This is a genomic window from Streptomyces sp. NPDC101151 (assembly GCF_044768335.1).
Lineage (GTDB): Bacteria > Actinomycetota > Actinomycetes > Streptomycetales > Streptomycetaceae > Streptomyces.
Map to the genome: position 1 here is coordinate 43,176 of NZ_JBIWPP010000024.1, position 14,484 is coordinate 57,659.

The following is a 14,484-nucleotide window of genomic DNA, read 5'->3' on the forward strand; positions in this document are numbered from 1 at the left end:
TCACGAGGCGCACTTCACTTCGCCGGCCGTCTGCTTCGGCACGTCCGGGCCCTTGGCCGAGCCGCCCAGCGGTACACCCGCGCCCTTGAAGTCCTGCCCCAGCGTCAGCACGATCGCCGGCAGCCCCTGCGCGTTGGTCTCGCTCTTGCCCGGCTGGAGAGCCGACGCCGGCAGCCCCATGATGTCCGCCAGTTCACGCGCCTGGTCGGCCTGCCCCGGCGCGTACTTCAGGGTCGTCTTCTTCTGCGTCGTGCCGGCGTTGCCCAGCTGACTGGACTTGGGCACACCCTTGCTGGTCTGCAGCCAGACGAGAACGTCCTGGGCGGAACCGCCGGGCGCGCCCGCGTTGTAGATGTCGACCCGGACGTCGGCGGCGGCGGAGCGGGGGCCCTTGAGCTTGGCGGCCTCCTTCGCCTTGTCCTTCTTGTGCACCTCGGTGAAGGAGACGTCATCGTTCATCATCGAGAAGATCTGCTGGGCGGGCGTCTTGTTCTGGATGACCGTCTTGTGGAACCTGCCGTCGGCGGGGTTGTCCAGGACCGGCAGGGTGACGAAGGTGATGTTCTTCGGCGGCACCTTCTTCAGCTCCATGGCCACGTCCTTGAGCGTGCTGATCCTGCCGATGCCCTTGTCCACCGTGAGCGCCTTGGTCGCCGCCTCGGCCAGGTCCAGCAGCTTGCTCGGATCGGTGAGCGTGTCGTCGGACTTCATCTTGCGGAACAGCGAACTCAGGAACTGCTGCTGGACCTTGATGCGGTCGAGATCGCCGTGGTTGCCCCAGCTGTACCGGGTGCGGACGAAGGCCAGGGCCTGCTCGCCCTCGACCTTCGAGGGTCCGGCGGGTAGGTCCAGGTGCGAGTCCTTGTCCTTCACCGCGTGCGTCAGGCAGACGTCGACGCCGCCCACGGCCGACGTCAGCGTCTTCACCGCGTTGAAGTCGGCCATCATGAAGTGGTCGACCTTGAGGCCGCCGGCGAGCCGCTCGACCGTCCGGACCGTGCAGCCCGGATCGCGGCCCAGCTGACCGAGGCTGGTGTTGAAACGGACACCGCTCGTACCCGGGATGGTCTTGAGGGAGCCGTCCTGCTGCCTGGTGGGACAGTTCGGGATGTCGGCGATCAGGTCCCGGGGGATGCTCAACGCGGTCGCGTTCGTACGGTCCTTGGAGACGTGCAGCAGGATGTTGGTGTCCGCGTGCCCGACGCTGTTCGCGTCGCCGTAGCCGGCGTCGCCCTTGCCCTGGCGCTTGTCGGTACCGATCACCAGGATGCTGAACGCCTTGTCCTTGCTGAACGAGTCACTGGTGGCACCGGCGGTGTCCGTCGTGGTGATGTTGCCGTCGAGGTGCTTGAGATAGAGGTAGACACCGGCGGCGCCGGCGACCAGGACGAACGCCAGGGTGCCGCTGGTCCACAGCAGAATCCTTTTGCCCGTCGACTTCTTCGTCGCCCGCTGCCTGCCGCGCCGACGGCCCGGCGCCGTGGATGCCGGCTCAGCGGCGGGGCGCCGGCGCTGGCCGGGTATCTCCCGGCCGGGCGCGTCGGTGCCGCGGTCCGGTGCGTTGCCGCGGTCCGGTGCGGGCTCCGGAGCGGAGCCGCGGGGCGCGGGCACGGACCGCTCCCCGACGGAAGGGTCCATTCGCAGCTCGTACTCACCCGTCAGCGGGTTCAGCACCCACTGGTCCGAGGGGTCGATCTCGCCGCCCCGCCCAGGGTCTTGTGTGTCCACCGTCGCTTTGCCCTCCGCCGGGGCAACACAACCGGCGCCCCCGAAAACCTCAATGAGTCGAATCGGTGGGCGACCCCGTGGTCCGCCGCACCGGATCGCTCACACTATCCGCACAGTTCAGCGACAGGCGGCGGCGGTGACAAAACCCACGTGCGGACAACCGGGCAATTGCCCAGCATCCGGGGCACGGTAGCCGTGACTTGGTCTCCGCTTTACTCAACTCACCCTGAGAAAAGCGGAGTTGGACTTCGACGTACTCCTTGGAGGGATAAGGAGTGGGCCAAGGGCCGTCCCGTAATCACCTCGGATCAGGCCGCGGCGCATGGTGCGGTGCATCGCAAGGCGGAGCATCACCCGCGCACTGGGCGTACCCGGGTGATGCGACGACGCGGCGAGGTGCCGTGCCAGGCACCGCGGACCCGGGGTGATCCGAACGGCACCCCTAGTCCTCGAAACCCTCCGCCGCACGCTTCTCGCGCAGCTCGCGGATCTCGCGACGGCGAGCCAGGCGGTGCGTGCGGCGGATCTGGGCTTCCTGGTGGCGGCGGCGGTCCCGGTCGGTCTCCGGGAGCACCTGGGGCACCCGGCGCGGCTTGCCGTCGGCGTCCACGGCCGCGAAGACCAGATAGGCCGAGCCGACCTGGGTGGCCGGGGTGGACTCGTTCCAGCGCTCGGCGAGGACCCGGACGCCGATCTCCATCGAGGTCCGGCCGGTCCAGTTGACCTGAGCCTTCACATGGACCAGATCACCCACGCGGACCGGCTCCAGGAAGGCCATCTCGTCCATGGACGCAGTGACGGCGGGACCGCCGGAGTGCCGGCCGGCCACCGCGCCCGCCGCGTCGTCGACCAGTTTCATGATCACCCCGCCGTGCACCGTCCCCAGCAGGTTGGTGTCGTTCTGGCTCATGATGTGGCTGAGCGTGGTGCGGGAAGCGGACGTCGGCTTGCCCGGAATGTCCGGATCCGTGTCCGGGGCCTGGTCTGTCATGGCCCCCACCTTATGCCGAAGTGACATTCGCGGAATTTGTGTCAGATTCGCAACAGCGGCGCTCTGATTTTCCGACACCCCTTGTAAGGCACACGGCTGAGCCCTGCACACTGGGGCGCATGAATGACTGGCCTCAGGGATGGTCCGACGACAACCGCGGCCCGCGCTACGGACGCGGCAGCGGCGGTACGCAGCCGGAAGGCGCCCGCGCGATGCGCCATGTGCAGCGCGGCCAGGCGGTACCGCCCGGGCAGCGCTCGTACGGCAACCCCGGCCCGTCGGCGCCGCCGTACGGCGCCGGGGTTCCGCAGCAGCCGTCGTACGTCGACGGCCAGGGACACGGCGACGACTACGACGACTACGACAGCGGCTACAACACGGGCCACGTCTACGGCGGCGGCCCGGGCGGCCCCGGCGGACCGGAGGGAACGCCCACCCGCGGCCCCCGTCCCGCCCCGAACTGGCGACGGCGCATCAAGTGGACCGCGATCACGCTGGCCAGTGTGCTGATCGTCACCTCGGTGGCGACCTACTTCTGGGCCGACTCCAAGCTGCACCGGGACGTCGACCTCTCCAAGGTCATCGACCGGCCCGAGACCGGCGAGGGCACGAACTACCTGATCGTCGGTTCCGACAGTCGCAAGGGCATGTCGACCGACGACAAGAAGAAGCTGCACACCGGCTCCGCCGAGGGCCAGCGCACCGACTCGATGATGATCCTGCACGTCGGCGACAACGGAGACACGCTGGTCTCGCTGCCGCGCGACTCGGACGTGGAGATACCTTCGTACAAGGGTTCGACGTCCGGGAAGGTCTACCCGGGCCAGGGCCGGCACACGAAGCTGAACGCGGCCTACGCCGAGGACGGCCCGACTCTGCTGGTCCGCACGATCGAGTACAACACCGGCCTGCACATCGACCACTACGTGGAGATCGGCTTCGGCGGCTTCGCGAAGATCGTGGACGCGGTCGGCGGGGTCGAGATCACCATCGACAAGGGCTTCAAGGACAAGGACTCCGGAGCGAACTTCAAGTCGGGCAAGCAGACGCTGAACGGCGAGGAGGCGCTGGCCTTCGTCCGCACGCGCCACGCCTTCGCGGCGCAGGACCTGCAGCGCACGAAGAACCAGCAGAAGTTCCTGTCGGCCCTGGCGCACCAGGTGGCCACCCCGTCGACGGTCCTCAACCCGTTCAAGCTCTACCCGACCATGGGCGCGGGCCTGGACTCGCTGACCGTCGACAAGGACATGAGCCTGTGGGACCTGGCGTCCATGTTCTGGGCGATGAAGGGCGTCAGCGGCGGTGACGGCACCTCGATGAACATGCCGGTCTCCGGCTCCACCGGCGGCAACCTCGTCTGGGACAAGGCGAAGGTGAAGACGCTGGTGAACGAGCTGAAGAACGACCAGAAGGTCACCGTCTCCGGAAACTAGGCGCTCCCCGCGCCGAGCAGTGCCACACGGGGAAGGGCCGGGTGCCCTTCCCCGTCGGCGTCCCCGGGCACGAACTCCGCGCTCAGCCGCCCGCACTCCCGCCGGATCCGTACGACGGTCCCGGCGTCCTGCGAGGTCACGACCAGCCCGACGGTGGCGACCCCGCCGGCCGCGCCGCGCCACCGCTCATCGACCGTGGTCCGGTGCTCCCAGGCCCGCTCACCGGCCTCGGCGTCGCTGAACCCGGCCCGGTCCAGCAGCCCGGCAAGGCCCTCCGGGGTGCGGATGAAGTCCTCGTCCGGGTCGAGGCGCGTCAGGTACGAGGGCGGTACGGCACCGCCGGCCGCGCACGCCCGGCCGAGCGGGTCCCGCCCGGCACCGCGCCGGGCCCTCGCAGCGCGCCGGGCCTCCGCAGTGTCAGGGCGATGCGGCCTCCCCCACTTCCGTCTCGATCATGGCCCAAGACCGCCGCACACCAGTTCAAGGGCACCCACGAAGGGCGCCCTTGAACGCCCTCAGGGGCGGTGGTTCACATCCGGGCGCCCGCCATCGAGCGACACATCTCCGCGCAGCGGCGACACGCCTCGGCACAACGCATCATCTGCTTGTCGTCGGGCATGGCCATACACGCCTCGGCGCACATGTCACAGGCTTTGGCGCACATCGCGCACATCTCGGCCGACATCGGCGAGCGGCGCATCATCATGTCCGCGCACATGCGGGTCATCTCGGAGCAGTCCATGAGCGCGCGCATGATCTGCATCTGGGCCTGGCCGCCCATCTGCATGCAGGAGCTCATGGTCTCCTCGCAGACGGTGTGGCAGGACATGCACGCCTCGACGCAGTCCTGCATCTCCTTGGTCATGGCGCTCATGGTTCCGGGCTGGGTCATGGCTCCTCCTCGGAGCAGGGGGGACCCGGGGGCGGGCCCCGTGTGGTTCCGTCCTACGCCCGCCCGACGCCCGGCGCCATTGGGCGAACGGCAACAATTCGCAGGGTAGGCCGCACATCACGCGATCCGGGGCAGATCACCGGACAGCGCGTCCCAGGTCCATTCGGGGGGTGGATGCGGCAGGGGAATCACCGGACAGCGGCCGCGGACGGTGTGGCAACCGTCACAAGGGGCGGACTTGTTGCGGGTGACCGCGGCCGACATGATCACGACGAGTTGATCACCATCGACCGCACCGATCACTGCGGCTGAGACCACCAGGGGGACAACACCTCATGAGCATCACCAAGAAGCTGGCCACCACCGGGATCGCGCTCGGCCTGGCATCCTGCGGCCTGATCGCCGGCGCCGGTGAGGCGTCCGCCGCGACGGCCTACAACGGCGCGTGCGGCTCGGGATACAGCGTCATCGACTCGATGAAGGTCGGTGGCACGCTGACCGAGGGCGTGACGTATCTGACGTACAACTCGTCGAACGGCTACAACTGCGTGGTCACGATGACGAACACGCCGAGTGACACGGACACGGACTACATCGTGGCGGAGCTCGAGGTCTCGGGCGGTTCGTGGCACACGAACGAGGGCTGGTTCAAGAAGTACGCGGGCCCGGTGTACGTGTACGCGAAGGGCCACTGCATCGACTGGGGCGGCACGGTCTCGGGCGTGAAGGCCTCCAGCAGCGAGATCGAGTGGAACGACCACTGCGGCTGACCAGGCGAACGGGCGTGGCCCGCACCCCTCGGGGGTGCGGGCCACGCCCGTGAACGGCTTCGGCTAGGGAAGGTTCCTGGCCATCACGATCCGCTGGACCTGGTTCGTGCCTTCGTAGATCTGCGTGATCTTGGCGTCGCGCATCATGCGCTCCACCGGGTAGTCACGGGTGTAGCCGTAGCCGCCGAGGAGCTGGACGGCGTCGGTGGTGACCTCCATGGCCACGTCCGAGGCGAAGCACTTGGCGGCCGCGCCCTGGAAGGTGAGGTCCTTGTCGCCGCGCTCGGAGGCGGCCGCGGCCTGGTAGGTCAGGGCGCGGGCGGCGGCGATCTTCATGGCCATGTCGGCGAGCATGAACTGGATGCCCTGGAAGTCGGCGATCGGCTTGCCGAACTGCTTGCGCTCCTGGACGTAGCCCTTGGCGTAGTCGAGGGCGCCCTGGGCGACGCCGAGGGCCTGGGCCGCGATGGTGATGCGGGTGTGGTCCAGGGTCTTCATGGCGGTCGCGAAGCCGGTGCCCTCCTCGCCGATGATGCGGTCGGCAGGGATGCGGACGTTGTCGAAGTAGACCTCGCGGGTCGGGGAGCCCTTGATGCCGAGCTTCTTCTCCGGGGCGCCGAAGGAGACGCCCTCGTCCGACTTCTCGACGACGAAGGCGGAGATGCCCTTGCTGCGCTTGGTCGGGTCGGTCACGGCCATGACCGTGTAGTACTCGGAGACGCCCGCGTTGGTGATCCAGCGCTTCACGCCGTTGAGGACGTAGTGGTCGCCGTCGCGGACCGCCTTGGTCGTCATGCCGCCGGCGTCCGAGCCCGCCTCCGGCTCGGAGAGGCAGTACGAGAACATCGCGTCGCCCTTGGCGAGCGGGGCGAGGTACTTCTTCTTCAGGTCCTCGGACCCGGAGAGGATCACCGGGAGAGAGCCCAGCTTGTTCACCGCGGGGATGAGCGAGGAGGAGACGCAGGCGCGGGCCACCTCCTCGATCACGATGACCGTGGCGAGCGCGTCGGCGCCGGCGCCGCCGTACTCCTCGGGGACGTGCACGGCGTGCAGGTCGCCCGCGACCAGCGCGTCGAGGGCCTCCTGCGGGAAGCGGGCCTCCTCGTCCACCGCTGCGGCGTACGGCGCGATCTTCGCCTCGACCAGCGAGCGGACGGCGTCGCGGAGCATGTCGTGCTCCTCGGACGGGCGGTACAGGTCGAAGTCAGCCGTTCCGGCCACGGTCTCTCACGCTCCAAAGACACAGTGATACTGACGCTAATTACCGTTAAGTAACTCAAATTTTAGAGGGCGGCCCGGAGGACGCCTACGTGAGCTTGGCGACAGCGGGGAAATTGCCCGGTGGACGGCCCGACTATGCTCGGCTCCGCATCACCGACGTACCCGATCTGGAGCACATCCATGAGCCTGAAGATGACCGTGATCGGCACCGGCTACCTCGGCGCCACGCACGCCGCGGCCATGGCCGAACTCGGCTTCGAGGTGCTGGGGCTCGATGTCGTGCCCGAGAAGATCGCGATGCTGGAGCGCGGCGAGACCCCGATGTACGAGCCGGGGCTCGAGGAGCTGCTGCGGAAGCATGTCGCGGGCATCGAGGGGTCCTCGGGCCGGCTGCGGTTCACCCAGGACTGGGCCGAGGTCGGGGCCTTCGGCGACGTGCACTTCGTGTGCGTGAACACCCCGCAGCGGCACGCGGAGTACGCGGCCGACATGTCGTACGTGGACGCCGCGATCGCCTCCCTCGCCCCGCATCTGACCGGCCCCTCCCTGGTCGTCGGCAAATCGACCGTGCCCGTCGGCTCCGCCGACCGCCTCGCCGCCTACCTGGCCGAGCACGCGCCCGCCGGCGCGGACGCCGAGCTGGCCTGGAACCCGGAGTTCCTGCGCGAGGGCTTCGCCGTGCAGGACACCCTGCACCCGGACCGGATCGTGGTGGGGGTGCGCAGCGAGCGCGCCGAGAAGCTGCTGCGGGAGGTGTACGCGACACCGGTGGGTGAGGGCACGCCGTTCGTGGTGACCGACTTCCCCACCGCCGAGCTGGTGAAGACCGCCGCGAACTCCTTCCTCGCGACCAAGATCTCGTTCATCAACGCGATGGCGGAGGTCTGCGAGGCCGGCGGCGGTGATGTGGCGAAGCTGGCGGAGGCCATCGGGCACGACGACCGGATCGGGAAGAAGTTCCTGCGCGCCGGGATCGGGTTCGGCGGTGGCTGTCTGCCCAAGGACATCCGGGCGTTCATGGCGCGCGCCGGTGAGCTGGGCGCGGACCAGGCGCTGACCTTCCTGCGGGAGATCGACTCCATCAACATGCGCCGGCGCGGCCAGATGGTGGAGATGGCCCGCGAGGCGCTCGGCGGCGGCTCCTTCCTCGGCAAGCGGGTCGCGGTCCTCGGCGCCACCTTCAAGCCCGACTCGGACGACGTCCGGGACTCCCCCGCGCTGAACGTGGCCGGCCAGATCCACCTCCAGGGCGGCCAGGTCACCGTGTACGACCCGAAGGGCATGGAGAACGCCCGCAAGGTCTTCCCGACGCTCGGTTACGCCGGCTCGGCGCGGGAGGCGGTCCGGGCGGCGGACGTCGTACTGCATCTGACCGAGTGGCGGGAGTTCCGCGAGCTGGACCCGGCGGCGCTGGGCGAGGTCGCGGCGGCCCGGCTGATCCTGGACGGGCGCAATGCCCTGGATCCGGAGGTGTGGCGGCGGGCCGGCTGGACGTACCGGGCGATGGGCCGCCCGACCGCGTAGCGGTGTCCGGAGAGGAAACCGGACGACGCCGGTTCGGCCGAGGCTCAGTCGGCCGAATCGGCGTCTTCTCGCATTCTGCACCACGGGGCACATACGTGGCCGATGAACCGCCTGTGGTTCACGGCTCCTTCGCCCGGTACCTGCGCATCTTCGCGCGTGCCCCGCACACCTGCATCGAGCACCAGCGGCTCCGTCCGGCGGGGCTGCGGTCGTAGTACGCCCAGTGGCAGGTCTCGGCCGCGCAGGCCTTCAGGCGGGTCCAGGTGCCCGCGACCAGGGCCTCGGCGACGGCGGCGGCGATCCGGGAGAGCAGCGGGCCGGTGTCGGCCGGGGCGAGGGCCGCCGAGCCGTCGCGGTCGTCGACGGCGACGTACAGCGGCGCGTGCGCGAGCAGCTCGCCGAGCGGGGTCACCTCGCTGTGCGGCGGGTGGCCGGCGTGGGCGAGCAGCGCGGCGCGCAGTGACTCGCGCAGCGTGCGGGCGTGCGGCACCTCCTCCTCGGTGAGTCCGAGGCGCGCCCGGCCGTCCGCCGAATCCAGCGAGTCGGCGCCCGACTCGATGTCCAGCGTGTTCACCAGGGACTCGACCAGGGCCAGGCCTCCCGGGGCGGGCGATCTCTCACTCATGCCTGCAAGTTACCTCCCGAATCCGGTTGCAGCGTTACCGCCGATGCGGGAGCATGCAGTAACCGTTACCGGTTACCCGTCTCCAAGGGTAACTCGGACTTCGAGGAGGAAGTCATGGCTCTCGCCAAGCTGGGTGTGGTCGTCCTGGACTGTCCGGACCCGCGCGCGCTCGCCGGTTTCTACGCCGAGGTGCTGGGCGGCAGCGTGGAGGGGGAGGGTGAGTGGGTGGACCTGAAGGTGCCGGGCGGCCAGGACCTCGCCTTCCAGCAGGCACCCGGGTTCACGCCGCCGCAGTGGCCCGCGCCCGACCGGTCGCAGCAGTTCCACCTGGACCTGGTGGCCGAGGACCTGGACGCGGCCGAGAAGGGGGTGCTGGAGCTGGGCGCGAAGCCGCTGGACGCCGAGGACCGCTCGCGCACCTGGCGTGTGTACGCCGACCCCGCGGGGCACCCGTTCTGTATCTGCGCCTGCTGACCCCGATATCTGTGCCTGCTGACCCCGATCTGTCCCTGCCACCCCGGGAGATCCCATGACCGCCGTCGCGCGTCTCCGTGCCGTCGTGCTCGACTGCCCCGACCCGGGTGCACTGGCCGCGTTCTACGCGGCCGTGGCCGGAGGCACCCCGCGGACCGGGGACGAGGACTGGGTGGTGCTGCAGATCCCGGGCGGGCCGCGGCTCGACTTCCAGCGGGCCGAGGGGTACACCCCGCCGGAGTGGCCGCGTGCCGACCGGAACTCGCAGCAGTTCCACCTCGACTTCGATGCGGGTTCGACCTGGGCGGAGGTCGACGCGGCCCACGAGAAGGTGCTCGCGCTGGGCGCCCGCCCGCTGGACCTGGAGGACCGCGAGAAGAAGGACTTCCAGGTGTACGCCGACCCGGCCGGGCATCCGTTCTGTCTGTGCCGGATCGAGGAGCCGTAGGAAGTAGCCGCAGGAACTGGCCGCAGGAAGTCCGGGACCTGGGGGATGTCGTTTGGATCACCCCGGGTCCGAGGTGATCCAAGCGACACCCCCTAGCCGTCCAGCTCCGCGATACGGGCCGTCGAGGGCTCCCGGCGGTGCTCGGCGGCGCGGGCCGTGAAGTCTGCGCTGCGGAGCACCCGCTGGACGTTTCCCCAGGTCAGCAGCGACAGATCCGACTCGGACCAGCCGCGGCGGAGCAGTTCGGCGATCAGGTGGGGATAGCGGGAGGCATCGCCCAGGCCGCGGGGGTGCGGGGCACCGGAGTCGAAGGTGCCGGACAGCCCGACGCTCCGGGGTCCGGCGACCGCGTGGACATGGTCGAGATGGTCGGCGACGTCCCGGACGGTGGGGCCGGTCTGCTCGGCGGTCAGCGGCACCATGCACAGGCCGCCGGCCGCGCCCAGCTCGGTGAGCAGGTCGTCGGGCAGGTTGGCCGGGTGCGGGCGCAGCGCCCGGGCGGCGGATCGGGTGCACAGCACCGGGGTCCTGGAGAGGGCGGTCGCCCGGCTGACGGTGGCATCGGAGGCACCGGAGAGGTCCGCGAGGACACCGAGGCGGTTCATCTCACGGACGACCTCCTCGCCGAACCGGGTCAGCCCAGCCTCGCTCGCCCAGGTGGTGCCCGCCAGGGTGAGGACGCGCAGGCCGAGCGCGTGCAGGATGCGCAGGATGCCCAGGGAGTCGTCGAGCGCGGCCGCGCCGGCCGGCCCCAGCACGATGGCGACCCGGCCGCAGTGGCGGGCGTCGATGACCTGTCCGGCGGTGCGCACCAGGCGCAGTCCCTGCGGATGCGAGGCGGTCACCGAGTGGGCGAGCTCCAGCTGCTCCAGGGTCGCGCCCACCGCGCGGTCCCCGGCGAGCCCCTCGGGCAGGTGCAGCGACCAGAACAGAGCGCCCACACGGCCCGCGCGCATCCGGGGCACATCGGTGTCGACGGCCATTTCGCCCAGCTCCAGGTCGTACCAGGGCAGATGGCGCAGGGCCCACGGCAGGCCGCTGTGGCCGTCGGCGACGGGATGGCGGGCCAGCACGGAGTGCGCCTGCTGAAGAGTCTCGTCGGCCGGATCGTACGGCTCTTCGGCGAAGGGGTCGTCCGGCAGGCCGTCGTCCGCGCAGACCTCGGTCGTGGCAGGGATGTCGTCCTGGAGGTCGGCCATGGCGGGCTCCGTACGTCGTCGTGAGCTACGTCGGTCGTGAGCCGCGTCGCGACGTCGGCGTACGGCCACGTTCGCACGGGGCGCGGGGATCCTCCTGGTGAGCAGGGCGTTCGGGGGTACGGCGCCGCAGGCCTTCCCGGCCGCCCGGAGCACCTCGGGCGGTGCCTGACACAGGTGGGCGGGGCCGACGGCCGAAACCGGCTGCCCCGCCCTCGTGGATCAGCCGTCGAGCGACTCGATGGTCGCGTTGGACGGGGCGCGCGTGGTCTGCAGGTCGCGGGCCACGTCTTCCGCCGCGCCCAGCACCCGTACCGCGTTCTGCCAGGTCAGCTTGGCCAGGTCGGCCCGGGACCAGCCGCGGTCGAGCAGTTCGGCGATCAGGTTCGGGTAGCCGGAGACATCGCTGAGGCCGTCCGGGGTGAACGCGGTGCCGTCGTAGTCGCCACCGATGCCGAGGTGGTCGATGCCTGCCACCGCGCGCATGTGGTCGAGGTGGTCCGCGACCGTGGACACCGTGGCGACCGGGCGCGGGTTCCGCTCCTCGAAGGCGCGGTGGATCTTCATCGCCTCGGGCGTGGTCTCGAGGTGGTGGAAGCCGTTCGCGCGCATGTTCTCGTCGGCCGCGGCCGTCCAGTCGACCGCCGCCTGGAGCACGAACTTCGGCACGAACGTCACCATCGCCATGCCGCCGTTGCCGGACAGCCGTTCCAGGACGTCGTCCGGGATGTTGCGCGGGTGGTTGCAGACCGCGAGGGCGGAGGAGTGCGAGAAGATCACCGGCGCGGACGAGGCGTCCAGCGCGTCCCGCATGGTCGTCGCCGCCACGTGGGAGAGGTCCACGAGCATGCCGAGCCGGTTCATCTCGCCGACGACCTCGCGGCCGAAGGCGGACAGGCCGCCGACGTTCGGCTCGTCGGTCGCCGAGTCCGCCCAGTCCACGTTGTCGTTGTGGGTGAGCGTCATGTAGCGCACGCCGAGCGCGTACAGACCCCGGAGCGTGCCCAGGGAGTTCGCGATGGAGTGGCCGCCCTCGGCACCCATGAGGGAGGCGATACGGCCGTCCGCGCGGGCCGCCTCCATGTCGGCCGCCGTCAGGGCGGGGGCCAGCTGTGCGGGGTAGCGGGCCAGCATCTGCCGTACGCCGTCGATCTGCTCCAGCGTCGCCGGGACCGGGTCCGGCCGGTCGGAGGGGACGTACACCGACCAGTACTGGGCGCCGACCCCGCCCTCGCGCAGCCGCGGGAGGTCGGTGTGCAGGCTGGCGTTCTGGGGGGCGGCGAGGTCGAGGGCGTCGAGGTCGTAACGGACCTGCTTGCGCAGCGCGTACGGCAGGTCGTTGTGCCCGTCGACGACGGGGAACTCGCGCAGCAGTGCGCGGGCTTCGTCCAGCGAGGTCACGGGCCTCACTTCCCGAAGCCGAAGCCGCCGGTGCTCTCGACCTTGGCGCGCAGCCGCTTGCCCTTCTCGATGGCCTGGTCGCCCAGGTCCTGCTGGAAGTCGCGCATCTTCTGCAGCAGGTCCTCGTCGTGCGCGGCGAGCATGCGGGCCGCGAGGAGACCGGCGTTGCGGGCGCCGGCGACGGAGACGGTGGCGACCGGGACACCGGCCGGCATCTGCACGATCGAGAGCAGGGAGTCCATGCCGTCGAGGTACTTCAGCGGCACGGGCACGCCGATGACCGGCAGCGGGGTGACCGAGGCGAGCATGCCCGGCAGGTGGGCGGCGCCCCCGGCCCCGGCGATGATCACCTTCAGACCGCGGTCGGCGGCCTGCTCGCCGTACGTGATCATCTCGCGCGGCATGCGGTGCGCGGAGACGACGTCGACCTCGTACGCGATCTCGAACTCGTCCAGGGCCTTGGCGGCGGCCTCCATGACGGGCCAGTCGGAGTCCGACCCCATGACGATGCCAACAACAGGGCTCATTCGGTGATCGTGCCTCTCAGGTAGCCGGCAGCGTGACGGGCGCGCTCCAGCACGTCGTCCAGGTCGTCGCCGTAGGTGTTGACGTGTCCGACCTTGCGGCCGGGCTTCACGTCCTTGCCATACATGTGGATCTTGAGCTTGGGGTCGCGGGCCATGCAGTGCAAGTAGGCGGAGTACATGTCCGGGTAGTCGCCGCCCAGGACGTTGGCCATGACCGTCCACCGGGCGCGCGGGCGCGGGTCGCCGAGCGGGAGGTCGAGGACCGCGCGGACGTGGTTGGCGAACTGGGAGGTGATCGCGCCGTCCTGGGTCCAGTGACCCGAGTTGTGCGGGCGCATCGCCAGCTCGTTGACGAGTATGCGGCCGTCGCGGGTCTGGAACAGCTCCACGGCGAGATGGCCGACGACGCCGAGTTCCTTGGCGATGGTCAGGGCCATCTCCTCGGCCCCGAGCGCGAGCTCCTCGTCCAGACCGGGAGCGGGCGCGATCACGGTGTCACAGACGCCGCCCACCTGCCGGGACTCGACCACCGGGTAGGCGACGGCCTGGCCGTGCGGGGAACGTACGACGTTGGCGGCCAGCTCGCGGACGTAGTCGACCTTCTCCTCGGCGAGGACCGGGACACCGGCCCGGAACGGGTCGGTGGCCTCCTCTGCGGTCTCCACGACCCACACGCCCTTGCCGTCGTAGCCGCCGCGGACGGTCTTGAGGACGACCGGGAAGCCGTCCCCCTCGGCCGCGAACCGGACCACGTCCTCCGGGTCGGTCACGATCCGGTGCCGCGGGCACGGCACGCCGATCGCATCGAGCCTGGCGCGCATCACACCCTTGTCCTGGGCGTGCACCAGCGCGTCGGGTCCGGGGCGCACGGGGATGCCGTCCGCCTCCAGGGCCCTGAGGTGCTCGGTGGGTACATGTTCGTGATCGAAGGTGATCACATCGCAACCGCGCGCGAACTCACGCAGCGTGTCCAGGTCGCGATGGTCGCCGATGACGACATCGCTCACCACCTGCGCCGCAGAATCCTGAGGGGTGTCACTGAGGAGCTTGAACCTGATGCCCAACGGGATGCCCGCTTCGTGCGTCATACGCGCGAGCTGCCCCCCGCCGACCATGCCGACTACCGGGAACGTCACCCCCCCAGCGTATCGGCCACACCGGCCGGGCCGAATCGCGTCCCTCTCACCCCCTCTTACCCGGGGCTTTCCCGGCTCTTTCCGACCCGTTCCCAAGCTGTGGCCTGGTCGGCAGGCG

Annotated in this window: 16 protein-coding genes; 5 read left to right on the forward strand and 11 right to left on the reverse strand. The window is 70.2% G+C overall.

Annotated features, from left to right (window positions below):
- Together ACIRU3_RS33025 and ACIRU3_RS33030 are read right to left on the reverse strand one after the other, a co-directional pair.
- The gene (locus tag ACIRU3_RS33025) at positions 1 to 1,728 is read right to left on the reverse strand and encodes an LCP family protein (RefSeq protein ID WP_404064198.1); all 1,728 of its coding nucleotides are present in this window, start codon (positions 1,726 to 1,728) and stop codon (positions 1 to 3) included.
- A 442-nt stretch (positions 1,729 to 2,170) separates the two neighbouring features.
- Complete coding sequence (locus ACIRU3_RS33030; protein WP_404064201.1) at positions 2,171 to 2,719, reverse strand: acyl-CoA thioesterase; 549 nt, start codon at positions 2,717 to 2,719, stop codon at positions 2,171 to 2,173.
- A gap of 119 nt (positions 2,720 to 2,838) precedes the next feature.
- Here ACIRU3_RS33030 and ACIRU3_RS33035 point away from each other — a divergent pair, with 119 nt between their 5' ends.
- Positions 2,839 to 4,152 carry an LCP family protein gene (locus ACIRU3_RS33035; RefSeq protein WP_404064203.1) on the forward strand — a complete coding sequence of 438 codons (1,314 nt, stop codon included), beginning with the start codon at positions 2,839 to 2,841 and terminating at the stop codon, positions 4,150 to 4,152.
- On the opposite strand, the gene ACIRU3_RS33040 is transcribed toward ACIRU3_RS33035, so the two are convergent.
- The 3 genes from ACIRU3_RS33040 to ACIRU3_RS33050 all read right to left on the reverse strand — a co-directional run bounded on the left by ACIRU3_RS33040 (position 4,149) and on the right by ACIRU3_RS33050 (position 5,362).
- On the reverse strand, positions 4,149 to 4,292 hold the full coding sequence (locus tag ACIRU3_RS33040; RefSeq protein WP_404064206.1) for a hypothetical protein: 144 nt from the start codon (positions 4,290 to 4,292) through the stop codon (positions 4,149 to 4,151). The two genes, ACIRU3_RS33035 and ACIRU3_RS33040, sit on opposite strands and share 4 nt — an antisense overlap.
- 389 nt (positions 4,293 to 4,681) lie before the next feature.
- Positions 4,682 to 5,044 carry a four-helix bundle copper-binding protein gene (locus ACIRU3_RS33045; RefSeq protein WP_404064208.1) on the reverse strand — a complete coding sequence of 121 codons (363 nt, stop codon included), beginning with the start codon at positions 5,042 to 5,044 and terminating at the stop codon, positions 4,682 to 4,684.
- 117 nt (positions 5,045 to 5,161) lie between these two features.
- The gene (locus ACIRU3_RS33050) at positions 5,162 to 5,362 is read right to left on the reverse strand and encodes a hypothetical protein (RefSeq protein WP_404064211.1); all 201 of its coding nucleotides are present in this window, start codon (positions 5,360 to 5,362) and stop codon (positions 5,162 to 5,164) included.
- A gap of 17 nt (positions 5,363 to 5,379) precedes the next feature.
- Here ACIRU3_RS33050 and ACIRU3_RS33055 point away from each other — a divergent pair, with 17 nt between their 5' ends.
- Complete coding sequence (locus ACIRU3_RS33055) at positions 5,380 to 5,814, forward strand: spore-associated protein A (protein WP_404064213.1); 435 nt, start codon at positions 5,380 to 5,382, stop codon at positions 5,812 to 5,814.
- A gap of 63 nt (positions 5,815 to 5,877) precedes the next feature.
- Here the strand turns inward: ACIRU3_RS33055 and ACIRU3_RS33060 are convergent, their stop codons facing one another.
- The gene (locus tag ACIRU3_RS33060) at positions 5,878 to 7,035 is read right to left on the reverse strand and encodes an acyl-CoA dehydrogenase (RefSeq protein WP_404064216.1); all 1,158 of its coding nucleotides are present in this window, start codon (positions 7,033 to 7,035) and stop codon (positions 5,878 to 5,880) included.
- A 180-nt stretch (positions 7,036 to 7,215) separates the two neighbouring features.
- On the opposite strand from ACIRU3_RS33060, the gene ACIRU3_RS33065 reads away from it, so the two are divergent.
- Positions 7,216 to 8,559, forward strand: coding sequence for a UDP-glucose dehydrogenase family protein (locus ACIRU3_RS33065; RefSeq protein ID WP_404064218.1), 1,344 nt, complete (start codon positions 7,216 to 7,218; stop codon positions 8,557 to 8,559).
- A gap of 118 nt (positions 8,560 to 8,677) precedes the next feature.
- On the opposite strand, the gene ACIRU3_RS33070 is transcribed toward ACIRU3_RS33065, so the two are convergent.
- Positions 8,678 to 9,184 carry a CGNR zinc finger domain-containing protein gene (locus ACIRU3_RS33070; protein WP_404064221.1) on the reverse strand — a complete coding sequence of 169 codons (507 nt, stop codon included), beginning with the start codon at positions 9,182 to 9,184 and terminating at the stop codon, positions 8,678 to 8,680.
- Between the two features lie 114 nt (positions 9,185 to 9,298).
- Between ACIRU3_RS33070 and ACIRU3_RS33075 the strand changes: the two genes are divergently transcribed.
- Both ACIRU3_RS33075 and ACIRU3_RS33080 read left to right on the forward strand, forming a co-directional pair.
- Positions 9,299 to 9,658 (forward strand): VOC family protein, encoded by a 360-nt coding sequence (locus tag ACIRU3_RS33075; protein ID WP_404064224.1) that lies wholly within the window; start codon positions 9,299 to 9,301, stop codon positions 9,656 to 9,658.
- A 55-nt stretch (positions 9,659 to 9,713) separates the two neighbouring features.
- A complete protein-coding gene (locus ACIRU3_RS33080) occupies positions 9,714 to 10,106 on the forward strand; it encodes a VOC family protein (protein WP_404064226.1) in 393 nt (130 codons plus the stop codon).
- A 92-nt stretch (positions 10,107 to 10,198) separates the two neighbouring features.
- Here ACIRU3_RS33080 and ACIRU3_RS33085 read toward each other — a convergent pair whose 3' ends face one another.
- From ACIRU3_RS33085 to ACIRU3_RS33100, 4 genes are all read right to left on the reverse strand, one after another.
- Positions 10,199 to 11,305: a dipeptidase gene (locus ACIRU3_RS33085; protein ID WP_404064229.1), complete on the reverse strand. Its 1,107-nt coding sequence runs from the start codon at positions 11,303 to 11,305 to the stop codon at positions 10,199 to 10,201.
- Between the two features lie 219 nt (positions 11,306 to 11,524).
- Entirely contained in the window at positions 11,525 to 12,703 is a 1,179-nt protein-coding gene (locus ACIRU3_RS33090) for a dipeptidase (RefSeq protein ID WP_404064232.1), read from the reverse strand.
- A 5-nt stretch (positions 12,704 to 12,708) separates the two neighbouring features.
- Complete coding sequence (purE, locus tag ACIRU3_RS33095; RefSeq protein ID WP_404064235.1) at positions 12,709 to 13,230, reverse strand: 5-(carboxyamino)imidazole ribonucleotide mutase; 522 nt, start codon at positions 13,228 to 13,230, stop codon at positions 12,709 to 12,711.
- A complete protein-coding gene (locus tag ACIRU3_RS33100) occupies positions 13,227 to 14,366 on the reverse strand; it encodes a 5-(carboxyamino)imidazole ribonucleotide synthase (RefSeq protein WP_404064237.1) in 1,140 nt (379 codons plus the stop codon). Before ACIRU3_RS33100 ends, purE begins: the two co-directional genes overlap by 4 nt.
- Between the last annotated feature and the right edge of the window lie 118 nt (positions 14,367 to 14,484).

Bases quoted from the DNA above. Each gene is read 5' to 3' on its own strand.
- ACIRU3_RS33030 (WP_404064201.1), bottom strand. From the start codon at position 2,719: ATGACAGACCAGGCCCCGGACACGGATCCGGACATTCCGGGCAAGCCG.
- ACIRU3_RS33035 (WP_404064203.1), top strand. From the start codon at position 2,839: ATGAATGACTGGCCTCAGGGATGGTCCGACGACAACCGCGGCCCGCGC.
- ACIRU3_RS33045 (WP_404064208.1), bottom strand. From the start codon at position 5,044: ATGACCCAGCCCGGAACCATGAGCGCCATGACCAAGGAGATGCAGGAC.
- ACIRU3_RS33055 (WP_404064213.1), top strand. From the start codon at position 5,380: ATGAGCATCACCAAGAAGCTGGCCACCACCGGGATCGCGCTCGGCCTG.
- ACIRU3_RS33065 (WP_404064218.1), top strand. From the start codon at position 7,216: ATGAGCCTGAAGATGACCGTGATCGGCACCGGCTACCTCGGCGCCACG.
- ACIRU3_RS33070 (WP_404064221.1), bottom strand. From the start codon at position 9,184: ATGAGTGAGAGATCGCCCGCCCCGGGAGGCCTGGCCCTGGTCGAGTCC.
- ACIRU3_RS33075 (WP_404064224.1), top strand. From the start codon at position 9,299: ATGGCTCTCGCCAAGCTGGGTGTGGTCGTCCTGGACTGTCCGGACCCG.
- ACIRU3_RS33080 (WP_404064226.1), top strand. From the start codon at position 9,714: ATGACCGCCGTCGCGCGTCTCCGTGCCGTCGTGCTCGACTGCCCCGAC.
- ACIRU3_RS33085 (WP_404064229.1), bottom strand. From the start codon at position 11,305: ATGGCCGACCTCCAGGACGACATCCCTGCCACGACCGAGGTCTGCGCG.
- purE (WP_404064235.1), bottom strand. From the start codon at position 13,230: ATGAGCCCTGTTGTTGGCATCGTCATGGGGTCGGACTCCGACTGGCCC.